Origin of the sequence: Cellulosimicrobium cellulans (assembly GCF_024124905.1) — a bacterium.
GTDB classification, from domain to species: domain Bacteria; phylum Actinomycetota; class Actinomycetes; order Actinomycetales; family Cellulomonadaceae; genus Cellulosimicrobium; species Cellulosimicrobium cellulans_G.
Window position 1 is genome coordinate 354,990 of sequence record NZ_JAMXST010000001.1, and the last position, 12,585, is coordinate 367,574.

General features: G+C 69.6%; 9 protein-coding genes and 1 pseudogene. 3 read left to right on the forward strand and 7 right to left on the reverse strand.

What is annotated here, in order from left to right:
* Positions 1–45 precede the first annotated feature (45 nt).
* Positions 46–1,050: a DNA-processing protein DprA gene (gene dprA / locus NHH00_RS01645; RefSeq protein ID WP_253049589.1), complete on the forward strand. Its 1,005-nt coding sequence runs from the start codon at positions 46–48 to the stop codon at positions 1,048–1,050.
* A 21-nt stretch (positions 1,051–1,071) separates the two neighbouring features.
* Here the strand turns inward: dprA and mobF are convergent, their stop codons facing one another.
* Positions 1,072–4,626, reverse strand: coding sequence for a MobF family relaxase (mobF, locus tag NHH00_RS01650; protein ID WP_445292705.1), 3,555 nt, complete (start codon positions 4,624–4,626; stop codon positions 1,072–1,074).
* Between the two features lie 518 nt (positions 4,627–5,144).
* Between mobF and NHH00_RS01655 the strand changes: the two are divergent.
* Both NHH00_RS01655 and NHH00_RS01660 read left to right on the forward strand, forming a co-directional pair.
* Positions 5,145–5,279 (forward strand): annotated as a pseudogene (locus tag NHH00_RS01655) (DNA cytosine methyltransferase); the annotation flags it as partial.
* 94 nt (positions 5,280–5,373) lie between these two features.
* A complete protein-coding gene (locus NHH00_RS01660) occupies positions 5,374–5,841 on the forward strand; it encodes a hypothetical protein (protein ID WP_187326295.1) in 468 nt (155 codons plus the stop codon).
* A gap of 164 nt (positions 5,842–6,005) precedes the next feature.
* Here the strand turns inward: NHH00_RS01660 and lnt are convergent, their stop codons facing one another.
* The 6 genes from lnt to NHH00_RS01690 form a co-directional block, all read right to left on the reverse strand.
* Positions 6,006–7,619: an apolipoprotein N-acyltransferase gene (lnt, locus tag NHH00_RS01665; protein ID WP_253049590.1), complete on the reverse strand. Its 1,614-nt coding sequence runs from the start codon at positions 7,617–7,619 to the stop codon at positions 6,006–6,008.
* A 111-nt stretch (positions 7,620–7,730) separates the two neighbouring features.
* On the reverse strand, positions 7,731–8,096 hold the full coding sequence (gene trxA / locus NHH00_RS01670) for a thioredoxin (RefSeq protein WP_036542724.1): 366 nt from the start codon (positions 8,094–8,096) through the stop codon (positions 7,731–7,733).
* A gap of 54 nt (positions 8,097–8,150) precedes the next feature.
* Positions 8,151–9,044, reverse strand: a complete 894-nt coding sequence (locus NHH00_RS01675) for a sulfite exporter TauE/SafE family protein (RefSeq protein ID WP_112266842.1) — start codon at positions 9,042–9,044, stop codon at positions 8,151–8,153.
* A 121-nt stretch (positions 9,045–9,165) separates the two neighbouring features.
* Positions 9,166–9,765, reverse strand: coding sequence for a rhodanese-like domain-containing protein (locus NHH00_RS01680; protein ID WP_112266844.1), 600 nt, complete (start codon positions 9,763–9,765; stop codon positions 9,166–9,168).
* Between the two features lie 100 nt (positions 9,766–9,865).
* Positions 9,866–11,275: an MBL fold metallo-hydrolase gene (locus NHH00_RS01685; protein WP_112266846.1), complete on the reverse strand. Its 1,410-nt coding sequence runs from the start codon at positions 11,273–11,275 to the stop codon at positions 9,866–9,868.
* A gap of 71 nt (positions 11,276–11,346) precedes the next feature.
* Positions 11,347–12,549: a hypothetical protein gene (locus NHH00_RS01690; RefSeq protein WP_158495191.1), complete on the reverse strand. Its 1,203-nt coding sequence runs from the start codon at positions 12,547–12,549 to the stop codon at positions 11,347–11,349.
* Between the last annotated feature and the right edge of the window lie 36 nt (positions 12,550–12,585).

The following is a 12,585-nucleotide window of genomic DNA, read 5'->3' on the forward strand; positions in this document are numbered from 1 at the left end:
GGCGTGTACCTCGTCGGTGACCTTGGAGCGGAAGGGACACCGATCATGGCGACGTTGGCGGAGCAGGTGCAGGGTGAGCGGATGGCGCGGATCGCGCTGTCGATGATCGCCGAACCGAACGACCCGACCACGGGGTACGTCCTCACCCGTCACGGCGGGGTCGAGACGCTGCGGCTGATCGAGTCCGACGACGAAGTGCCCGGCCTGGCCCGCGCCGACACACTGATGTGGCGCGAACGGCTGACGGCACGTGTAACGTCCGGCCTGCTGGATCAGGTAGCTCAGGCGGAGCCGCACGGGCTCAGCACGCTCATCCCGGCAGACAAGGAATGGCCCGCCCGCCTGAACGACTTGGGCGACCGTGCGCCGTACCTGCTGTGGACGCGCGGCACGGTCTCGTTCTTGACGACGGCGTTGAGTGATCGGGCCACGATCACCGGCGCGCGCGCTGCGACCGCCTATGGAGAGCAGGTCGCGGGTGAACTGGCGATGGGTCTGGCCGATGAGGAACGAGTTGTGGTCTCCGGTGGCGCCTACGGGATCGAAGGGGCCGCGCACAAGAGCGTGCTCGCCGCGAGCGGACACACGATCGCCGTCCTGGCCGGCGGGTTGGACCGCCCCTACCCGGCCGGGCACAGCGAGTTGTTGAACCGGATCGGGGATGTCGGGCTGTTGGTCAGCGAGCTGCCCCCCGGAGCGACGCCGACCAGGCACAGGTTCCTGGGCCGCAACCGTCTGATGGCGGCGCTCTCGGGTGCGACTGTCATCCCCGAAGCCGGTCCCCGGTCCGGCTCGATGACCACCGTTCTCGCCGGACACGAACTCGGCCGGGGCGTCGGCGCGGTGCCCGGCCCCGTGACCAGCGTCACGAGCGCGGGACCGAACGAACTCATCAAGCAGGGCCTCGCCTCACTCGTCACTCAGTCGAGCGACGTGATCGACCTACTCGACGCCGACAGGACCCAGGACCGGACTGTGACGCGGTCCGAGGTCGGACGCGAGATCGGGCATCGGCGCCCGTCGCCGGGCACGCCGGGGCGCTCTCTCTGACGGCCGCCCCGCTGGACGGGTTCACAAGCTCGGTGCGGGGCGTGATGTGGTCGCTGGCCGCACCGCATCAGCCGTCGTGCCTTCGTGAGCGATCGCATGGGCGCGGTTGAGGGCGGCGCGGGCGCGGATGGCGTCGATCTTCTGGCTGGTGCTCTCCGGCGTCGGGCCGAGCGGGGTCCGGTCGTCGGTGATGCCGTAACGGTCGCGGTAGGCGGCGACGGTGCGAGCGGCACGCCACCACGCCGCCTTCTGCTTGTCGCCCCTCGGAGCCGCGCCGAGGTCGGCCGTCCACGGCTCCTCATCGGTGAGGTAGCCGCGGAGCACGGCGTCGGCGCGGGCTTCGATCAGCTCGCGGCGCTCGTCCAGGGCTCGCCGCATGTCGTCTGCCATCTGCCCGCCGGCGTGCGGGATCAGTCCGACGATCAGCCTCGGGGCCTTGCGGGTGCGGCCTGATCCGGCGGGCCGGGCGGTGGCGCGTGCCACGCGGGCGTGCAGGACGGAGGCGATGTCATCGGCATCGTCCAGACTCCGCGCGGCGACCAGCCGCGGGAGCAGCGCGTCGAGGTCGTGGTGGTTGGCCTCGGCGTGACGCAGCTCGGCCGACAGCGCGCCGTAGGCGTCGGAGCCGAGCACGTCTTCGACCTGCTCGACGGTGAGCCCGGACGCGGCGAGCAAGATCGCCCAGCGGTCGTGCTGGGCGGCTTGCGCGATCGTGTCGTACTCGGCCGCGAGCTGCGCGATCGAGCCCCAATGGTCCTGCTCGGCAGCGACCGTGTCGTGCGCAGACAGCTCGGCGCCGATGTGCTGCAACACGCCGTAGAGGATCGAGCGGGCGGTGACGTTCGGGTTGTCGCCAGGATGCGGCACCGCGTGTTCGGCGTCCTCTCGGTCGACGGTGACATAGGCGTGGTTGCTGTGGGCGCCGCGGGTCAGGGAGACGTAGAAGCTCTCGCGCGTCGTGGTGGCAGTGACGACCGCGTGCGCGGTGTCGGTGGTAACGCCCTGGGCGCGGTGCGCGGTGATCGCGTAGCCGAGGTCCAGGTGCTCGGCCACGTAGTCGGCAGGCAGGACGATCCCGCCGCCGAACCTGCGCCCGGGCGGGCGGATGCTGACCGACCCATCCTCACGAACTCCGGTGACGGTCCAGCGGGAGCCGTTGCGGACCCACGTTCGGCCGTTGTGGAGCCGCCGGTCGTTCTCGCGGGTGATGACCAGATCGCCCTCGGAGACCGCGGTGCCGTCGCGCAGCGGCAGTTCTCGGGTGGGACTCACGGTGCCGTCGATGATCCGATCCGCCCGCGCTCTGGTGTTCAGCTCGGTGACGGTCGCGTGGGTCTCGGTGACCAGGATCGACGCGCGCCCGGCGGCAAGGTCACGCCGCCATGCGGTGTAGGCGGCGTCGATCATCGCTTCCTCGTCGCCGCCGGTGATCCGGCCGTGCTCAATCAGGGTGTCGATCGCCTCGGTTCGGCCGTGGCGGAGCTGGAGCGAGGTGGTCTTCTCCCATTCGCTGGTGAAGCGGTGCAGATCGGTCAGCTCGGGGGCGTCGTCGCGGGCGTGCACGAGCATGGCGAAACTGCCGCCGGCGCCGGGTGATTGGAGCTGGCCCCAGTCGCCGACCAGGAGGACTTTCGCGCCGGCCTTCTCGGCTTCGTGGGTGAGCCGATCCAGCGACATCGTGCCGGCCAGGCTCGCCTCGTCGATGATGACGAGCTGCCCGGCCGTGAACGTGGTCCCGTACATGATGTGGTTCTGCCACCACTTCGCCGTGTTCTCAGTGGTGATGCCGAGGTCATCGGCGAGGACCTGCGCGGCGACCGCGGAGGGGGCGAGCCCGATCACCGACCCTGTGCCGTGCTCCTTCTCCCATGCCCGCCGGAGCCCATTCATGGCTGTGGTCTTCCCGGCGCCGGCCGGGCCGACCAGCACGTCCACGACGCGACCGGAGACCGCGATCGCGGCAAGGGCCGTGGTCTGATCCTCGCCGAGCACCCGGCCGCGTGCGTCGGGCTTGCGGGCGATCCTCTCGACCGTCTCCAACGGCACGGTCGGTCCTGTTGTGGCGGCGGCCCTTGCAAGGAGTAGGTCTTCGGCGGCCAGCAGGGCTTCGGATGAGAACAGGGTCGAGGCGTGCGGCCGGAACCGGGAGGTGCCGTCGACGCGGCGGAACTGCAACGGGCTCGACGCCAGCTCCGGCGGCGTCAGCCGTAGCGAGGCGTGCTCGGCGGCATCGACCACGAGCCCGGTGATCGCCTCCCGGTCCTGGATGCTGGCGAACCGCCACCCCATCAACTGCCGGGATGCTTCAGCGTGCAGGTTCCAGCGGGTCCAGGTCGAACGCTTCTCACCGACCGTCTCCATCACGGTCTGCCCGACCTCATGCACCAGATCCAGCGGCACATCATCGGCGCGCAGCACCCGCCGCGGCGCTTGCGCGTTCGCCGTGGTCAGCGTGCGCGCCCAGCCATTCGGGTCCCGGCGCAGCACCCGGCCGGCGCGTTGCCGCCACTCGGCGGTGAGGTCGGCCAGCGAGCGGACCTGCTTCTCCGGCCTCGTGGCGAGCGTCGCCTGCGCCCGGAGTTTCAGCACCGTTCGCGCGGAGGGCTGCCTGCCGTGCTTGGCGACGTACTCCGCGATCAGGCGGTCTTTCTCGGCCTCGATGTGCCGGGAGCGGGTGGAGAACTCGGTCACCAGTTCGTCGGGCACGCCCTCGATTTCCCATGCCGGGTTTCGATCCCGGCCTCGCTCGCGCGCTTCCCACTCGACGCCGAGGACGCGGGTGAGCTGGTCGGCCAGAGCGGCGTTGTAGAGCTCGGAGACTGCGACGACCACGGAGTGCATCGGCCGGCCGGCGAGGGTCCGCCAGCGGCCGTCCTGCACGGTCAGGACCTTGTTGCTGACGACGACGTGGGTGTGCAACTGCGGGTCGCCCGCACGGCTGTCGTAGTGATCGAATGCCGCGGCCACGACACCGGCGACGTCGACGTGCGCAACCGCGCCGTCCGGCCCGGTTGCACCGACGCGGGTTGCGGCAACCTCGCGTTCGAGGAACGCAACCAGCTCTGCAACCGCCGCATGATGGGCGTCCGCGATCAGGGCTTGGGTGCCGGCGTCCGCGACCGCCCAGATCGTGGAGACTGACTTGGGCACGCTGAATGTGAAGTCGTAACCGGCTACTGCGCGGCGGGTGCCGCGCTCGGCTTCCTCCGCCTCGATCGCGGCCACTTCCTGCGCTCGAGTCGCCGGCCCCAACTCGGGGTCGAGGGCGTCGACGCGCTGCTTGATCCGCTCGGTGATCGACGCGAACTGCTGGTAGGCGCGGCCCAGCGGCTCGCCCGTGATCGGGTCATGGCCCATCCCGACCAACAGCGCGAGCTGAGCTTCAGAGACCTGCCCTCCCTCGACCAGGTCGCCGTGCCCGAGACGACCCAGCCCCGAGCCCATCCAGAAGCCCGGCGGCGTGCCCGCCTCCGCGTAGTAGCGGGTCAGCGGCGTGCTCAGGCTCCGGTCGCCGTCGCCCGCGGCGATGGACTTCAACAGGTACTTGTATCCATCGCCCGCGCTCATCACGCGCATCGAAACCGTCACCTCGGCTGCTCCTTCCGGCCGCGCTCGGAGAGCAGGTGAGCCCGCGAGACCGGTCGCATCAGATGCGACAAAGCCCGAAACGGCCTCGTCTGAAAGACGTGTGATGGCTCGGTGGGCCGGCGAACGAGAGCTGGCGGCGCCGCCTGAGTCACGGATTCCGAAGTACGCGGGGGTGGTGCGCCGCGCGCGGGTCACGGCATCGGCGACGAGGCAAGCGGTGGCGGTTCGAGTGGTCGCGCACCTGGTCGCTGACCAGCCCGGTGGTGACCTCATGCGTGAAGTCCGACCGGGATCACCCGTCAACCGGAGCCCTCATGCACGACCCTCACGACCGGACTCGCCCACTCAGGGTCGGATCACTGTTCTCCGGGTACGGCGGTCTCGACCTCGCCGTCGAACACGCCTTGGATGGCGAGACGATCTGGTTCTCCGAGAACAACGAACACGTCTCCCGCATCTTCGCCCACCACTGACCCGACGCCCCCAACCTGGGCGACATCACCACCATCGACTGGCGCACCGTCGAGCCGGTCGATGTTCTCTGTGGAGGCTTCCCCTGCCAGGACGTCTCGACCGTGGGCAAGCGCGCCGGCCTCGCGCCCGGCACCCGCTCCGGGCTCTGGTCGTACATGGCCGCCGCGATCGACGCGCTGCAACCCCAGCTCGTCGTCATCGAGAACGTGCGCGGCCTGCTGTCCTCACCCGCCGTCCGCGCACCCCTAGAAGAAGACGACGATGCGCAAAGCAATCCCGACCACGCAACCCCCGGCGATGCAGCCCTTCGCGAAGTGGAACCCGACCCGTGGGGTCTGGGAGACCTCGCAGCTCGACCTCTCCGGGCAGTCGGCGCCGTACTCGGCGATCTGGCCGACCTGCGGTATGACACGCAATGGATCGGCCTACCAGCGTCCCTTGTCGGCGCTCCTCATCCCAGGCTTCGCGTCTTCATCCTCGCCCGCAGCCGGGGCACTGTTCAGGACGCCGCTCGCCACGGACTCGACTCGTGGCGGCGAGTCACTGGAACAGGTGAGGGCGAGGCGGGGGACGATCGCGCTCTCGCATCAGATCATCGACCTCGCGCTAAACGGGCCGGCTGGCTTGCAGAGCAAGAGCAGCGAACCCGAGATGCTGTGGTTCCTGATCGAGGACATCTTCGCCGCTGGGGACGCTACGCCCGCGCCATCGCCCGATGGGAGCATGTGACAGGACGAATCGCGCCAGCGCTGCTAGACAGGACTAGTGGACCGCGGCCGTCGCCCGAGTTCGTGGAGTGGTTGATGGGTCTCCCCAGTGGTTGGATCACTGATCCGATCCATCAACTCACGGCTAATCAGCAGATCGCTGCGCTCGGCAACGGCGTTCTTCCGCTACAAGCGCTCTCGGCGATGCGCGTCGGCGCACTCGTGCAGGCCGATGCTGCTTCGTTGGCTGGAGTCCAGCACCCGATGGTGTCGCGAGGATGCACGGTCTCGCAGGAGGAGGAAGGCGAGGACGAGAAAGCCGGCGAGAGTGCCTGAGACGATCAGCGTGTTGATCGACTGCGCCAACATGACGGCGGCGGTGAGCCCGTCCCGGAGCTCAAGGTCGGCGATCATGAGTCCGGGTTCGTCCGCGGCTAGTGCGGCCAGCGTGGCGCCGTTCGGGGCGAGTACCTGGCTGGTGCCGGTGGTGGAGAGGTTGACGACGCTGCGGCCGGTCTCGATGGCGCGCATGCGCGCGAACGCAAGCTGTTGCAGGTTTTCATCGGTGTCGCGAAAGTCGGCGTTGTTCGTCTGGAACATGAGCACCTGGGCACCGCTGTGCGCGCCTTCGTGAATGACGTCATCGAAGGCCACGTCGAAGCAGATCGCCAGTCCCACCTCTACGCCGTCGACCTCGATGGCGGGTGTGTCGACGCCGGCGGCGTACTCGCGTTCTAGGAGGTCTACCAGGCTGGGCACGAGCGCGCCGTAGAACCACCGGTCGGGCACGTACTCGCCGAAGGGGACGGGATGGCGTTTGGCGTGCGCGGCCGTCGGCCCGTTCGAGGTCCAGAGGAAGGAAGTGTTGTAGACGAGGTGGCCGTCTGCCGCGGCGGCGTTGAGCAGGATCGGGGCGTCGTATCGGGCGGCTGCATCGTCGAGCGCGTGAGCGGTGGCCTCGTCGGCGAGGGGATCACTGTCGACGCCGCCCTCGGGCCAGAGCACGATGTCGACCTGTTCGTCTTCGAGAGGGGCGGAAGCGGCGAGCTGAGATTCCAGGACCGCGCCCGGTTCGTGCTCATCGACGTACGCGGCGGGGCCGTTGCCCTGCACAGCGCCCACCCGGATGGTGCCCGCGTGACTGGTCGGGAACTGCGGCACCAGGACCATCACCGCTGCGAGACCGAGCACGGGGATCGACGCCGCCCACGAGGCGAGAGGTGTTCTCGGGTGCTCGGTGGCGTTACCGCGTGCCGATTGCGCGCGCACGATCCAACGGACTGCTTCGATCGCGGCGGCGCACACGGCGACCATCAGGAAGCCCAGGCCGGAGACGCCGACCCATGACGCGACCGGAGCGATCGGGCTTTCCGATTGGCTCATCGCCACCCGTCCCCACGGGAATCCGCCGTAGGGCCAGGAGCCCATGATGAGTTCGCGGATCGTCCAGGCTCCCGCTACCAGCAGCGGCAGCGCCAGCAGCCGCATCGCGAAGGCGTTGCGCCGGCGCGGCAGCCATCGGTAGGCGAGGGCGATCGGCACCGTCAGCACAGCCGTGTAGATCGTCAGCGCGCCAGCCAGGGCCACCCACGGGACCCAGCTCAGCGGATGCTCCCCGAGAAACTGCGCCGACCAGGACACGTGAGGAAACCAGAACGCTGCGCCGAAGACTGTCCCGACCAGCAGCGCCCCCCAGGACCGTCGCCCGATGAGAGTGACCAGGGACAACGTCACCGAGACGAACGCCAGCGGCCACCACCCGAGTGCGGGGAACGCCGCATCCATCGCGAGCCCGGCCACGCCGGCGACTGGCATCGCGGCCCATAGCGGCAAGGGCGCAGTCTCGGACGCCCGCGTCCGCGTGTCGGCCGATGTCTCGACTCTGAGCCCGGAAATGATGCGCTCCCTGTTCTAGCGAGGGTCGGACGCCTGCATTTGCGCGCGCACGTGGTCCATGTCGAGGTCGCGGATTTTGCCGATCAGGTCGTGGAGCGCTTTGGCCGGGAGCGCTCCGGGCTGGGAGTAGACCAGGACGCCGTCTTTGAAGCCCATCAGCGTGGGGATGGAGGTGATCTGTGCGGCGGCGGCCAGGGATGCCTGGGCCTCGGTGTCGACCTTGGCGAACAGGATGTCGGGATGCTCGGTGGACGCGGCCTCGAAGACGGGGGCGAAGCTGCGGCATGGTCCGCACCAGGCGGCCCAGAAGTCGACCAGCACGATGGGATGGTCGGTGATGGCGGCTGAGAATGCGTCTTCGGTGAGGTCGATGGTTGTCATGAGGGTGGGGCTCCGGAGTCTGGTCGGCGACGGTGTGTTGTGAGGTGAAGTGGTTCAGCCCGGGGTCGGCCGGGCTAGGCCGAAGGGACAGTTGAGAGCGGTCAGCCGGCAGACGAGGACGAGGACCACCGTGATGAGTCCGAGGCCTCCGGCGGCGATCGCCCAGGCCGGCGGCAGCTCGATCACGAGCACGAGCGTTCCGGTGAGCAGGACGAAGACGCCGAAGACCTTCTGGAGGGCGTCGGCTGGTATGCGTCCTGACAGGCGCGCACCGAGGAGCGCTCCGAGCACGGCCATCGCAGTGACCGCGGCCACCAGGGGCCAGTCGAGGGTCACCGTGGTCAGGTAGCCGGCGAGTCCGGCGAAGGACTTCATCGCGATCACCAGCAGTGAGGTGCCCACGGCCACCGGCATGCTGAGGCCGCCCAGCAGCACGAGGGCGGGGACGACGAGGAAGCCGCCGCCGGCGCCGACGATCCCGGTGATGAGGCCGACGACGATGCCTTCGAGCATGGTCCGCAGCATCGGCAGCGAGTGGGCGCGCTCGGTCCCGGCATCGGCCGTGGGTTGGTCGGTGTCGCGCCTGGGCTTTCTGGTGACCATCGCGATCGCGGTGGCGATCATCATGATCGCGAAGGCCACCATCAGCACGGCACCGGGGAGCTGGCCTCCGATGAGTCCTCCGGCGAAGGCGCCCACCATGCCAGCGGCTCCGAAGATGAGCCCGGTGCGCCATCGGACTCGACGGTGCCGGGCGTGCACGACGAGGCTGGACAGCGAGGTCACGCCGACGATCAGCAGCGAGGCCGCGATGGCCTCTTTCGGGGGCATGCCCGCGATGTAGGTGAGCAGCGGGACGGTCAGGATCGACCCGCCACCGCCGAGCGTCCCTAGCGCGAGCCCGACGCTCACGGCGAGCACGAGGGTGAGGATCAGGGTGCCGCTCACTCGTGCTCACCGGGCATCGTGGTTGGTGCTGCGGGTCGTGACGCCGACCGTGCCGATGCCGGTCCAAGATGCGGGGTCGTTGCGGTTGAACGCCGTCGGAACGTCGGAGCACGCCAGGGCATCACAGTTCCTGGGTCGCGACCGGGATGGATGCGATCGCGCTCCGTGCGGTGGGGCTGGCCGTGACCTTGTTCCAGGGCATGCGGGAGAGGATGCGGCCCATCAGGCAGGAGCCGGTGAGCGCCGCGACGACGAGCCCGGCGCTGAGCGCGAACGCGATGAATCGGGACTCCGGCCACAGGAACTCGGCCACGAGCAGGCTCACCAGGACGATCAGCCCGGCCGTGAACCGCACCTGGCGCTCGATGTCCCAGCGAGCTGCGCCGCGGACCACCTGGCCGCCAGCGGCCTCGAAGGCGGGCACGCCGCCGGTGAGCACGTTGGCCGTCCGCACGCCGGCGGCAGCGAGATGCTGCTGGGCCTGGGTGGCGCGGTTGCCGGACTGGCACACCAGCACCGCGCGGTGCCCGAGCCGCTCTGCCAGCTCCGAGGCATGTTCGGTCAGCAGCGGCAGCGGGACGTTGTACGAGCCGTGGATATGGAGGGTCTCGAACTCGGCCGGGGACCGCACGTCGATGATCGTGAGGTCGTCGTGAAGCTGACGCCACTGGGCGAGCTCCTCGGCGGTGATCGTTCGGAGTTCAGCGGAGGGATTGGTCATGGGGTGGTTCCTCGTCAGGTCTGGCCGCGGGCAGCGGAGATGCGAACGGAAGGGGCTGGGGCCGACCGCACGTCGGAGGATGCGAGCGGTCTGCTGTGCGTCAGGCCAGCGCGGTCTCGCTGGTGGTCTCCTGCCATGCGCGCCAGGCGTTGTAGCTGCCGTCGAGTTCTACGACGTCGTGCCCGGCGCGTCGTAGGGCGCTGGCGGCGACGGTGTTCCGCATCCCGGACTGGCAGTAGGTCACGATCGTGCCGGAGCACGGCAGCTCGTCTTGGTGCCAGAGCACGCGCGCGGCGCTGAGCTGTGTGGCGCCGGGGATGTGCCCGGCGGCGTACTCGCCGCGCTGGCGCACGTCCAGCAGCAGCGCGGCATCGAAACCTGCCAGCTCGGCCGGCTCGATGAGGGGCGGGACGAACCGGGGAAGCCCGTCGATGGTGGTGACGTAGCCGGCGGTCTGGTCGATGCCGACCCGCAGCAGCCGATCCGCGATCGCCTGGGCGGCGGTCTGGTCCTCGGCCAGCAGCACCAGCGGACGCGAGTCGGCCTCGGGATCGTAGGCCCAGGCGGCATAGGTGGCGGTCTTGGAGCCGTCGGGGATGTTGAGCGAGCCGGCAACGGTGCCCTGATGGGCCTGCGCCGGCGGGCGGGTGTCGACGAAGGTGATCTCGTCGGCCTCCAGCCGCCGCGCCACCTCCGCTACGGCCAGCTCTGGCACCGGGCCGCGCTCGCCCAGCACGGCGGGACCCTCGCGGTTCTGCTTCTTCATCCTCGCGAAGTAGGCGTGCGCGTCGGGCTGCCCGTCGAGCAGCTCCTCGATGAACCCCTGCTCGTCCTCGGCAGCCAGGTGGCGACTCCACCACGCGTGGGCGCGCTCGTAGCCGACCGTGGTCGAGGGCAGCGCTCCGAGCGCCTTGCCGCACGCACTGCCGGAGCCGTGCCCCGGGTGGACCTGGACATGATCCGGCAAGGTCAGGAACACCTCACGCAAGCTGCTGAACAGTTGCCGCGCGCCCTCGAAGCGCGTGTCGACCCCACCCGCGGCCTCGTCCAGCAGGTCGGGGCGGCCCAGGTCCCCGGCGAACACGAAGTCGCCGGAGATGAGGTAGCCGGGCTCGCTGGCGAAGGCACCATCGGTGACCAGGAACACCAGGTGCTCAGGAGTGTGACCAGGCGTGTGCCGGGCCTGGATCGTGATGTTGCCGATCGTGATCGTGTCGCCGTCGTACAGACGCCGGGCGTCGAAACCGTACTGCCAGTCCGCGCCGCCCTCGCCGGAGACGTAGACCTCGGCGCCGACCGCCGCAGCCAGCTCGCGCGTCCCGGACAGGTAGTCAGCGTGGATGTGGGTCTCGGTCACTGCGACGATCCGCATGCCGTGCTTGGCCGCGAGCGCCAGGTAGTCCGCGATGTCGCGGCGCGCGTCGATCACCACCGCCTCGCCCTTGGTCTGGCAGCCGATGAAGTACCCGGCCTGCGCCAGGTCCTCGTCGTAGATGCGTTCGAGGAGCACTGTTCATCCTTCCGTCGATGTCATCGATACCCTGGGGGGTATTTTTACCGTCTCATACCCCCTGGGGTATTTCAAGTCGAGTCTGCCACCCGAGCGCCCACGATCGACATGCCCGCGTGGCTGGACGTCGGGAAGGACTCGTTCAGAGGGGACTCAGCGATCGTCGCCACCAGGTGCCGTCGTTCCTGGAGGAGGAGTGCAGCGCCGTTGATGGTGATGTGGGTGGGCACGATGATCGGTCCTTGGCCGTCGGGTTCGTAGGCTTGGGCGACATCGCCGGTGAGGACGTTGTGGACCCGGATCGCCCCGTCCTCTCGCAGGTAGAGGAAGACGCCGCCGATCGCGGCGATGGTGGTCTCGGCGGCAACAGGCAGGGACCACAGCGGTCGGTCGTCGGCGTCGTAGCCGTGCAGGCCGGTGTCGTCCAGGGTGACGAGGGTCCCCGTGGTGGGGTCTACGGCGGCGTCGCGGGCGGTGCTGCTCACGATGCTGCCCTGATCCAGGTTGAGGAGCGCGCCGGTGGTCTCGGAGGTGGCGATGAGCGCGAGCCCGTCTCCCGGTTCAGGGCGCAGGGACGCGCTGATGGACGCCGCTGTCCAGCCGTGCTCGGCGAGGGGGATGCGCCAGAGCTCGTGATCGTCGGCCGTGTCGCGCGCGATCAGAGCGTCCTCGTGGGTGAGCAGCACGATGCCGTGGTACTCGCCGATGATGCGGATACCTTCAGGGCTCGACTCGTCGGCCGCGACGTCTCCGGTGGTGGGATCGAGCGCGACGCGTGGGCCGGTCTCGCCCATGAAGCCATCGGGAGGTGCGGCGAAGACCAGGCCGGGGCCTTGGTAGGGGCCGGGCACCTCGACCGGACCCCAGACCTGTTCCCCGGTCGTCAGGTCGTAGGCGGTGGCAGTCGTCGCGGCCAGGGCATCGGCCGTGATCTGGAGGTCGCCCAGGATCGCGAGGGCTCGGCCGTGCGCGTCGGTGGTCACGACGAACCCGGTGCAGCTCGCTGGACGTTGCGCGGCCCACAGCACGTCCCCGTAGACGTCCACGGCGGTGAACTCCAGCACACCGTCGCGTTCACCGGCGGCCAGGTACACCCCGTCCGCGTACTGAGGAGTGATGTCCCACCCGGGGTCCACGACCTCCAGCTCCTCGAACGGCGTCGGCAGCTGCAAGCCCGAGGTGTCCACCACGGGTAGCGACCCATCGACCGGGTAGGGGTCTCTTACGGGCTCGGGCTCGGATGCCCCGCAGCCGGTCACCAGCAGCGCGGCCACGGCGGCGAGGGCAAGGCTGGAGCGTCCCCGGCGCGG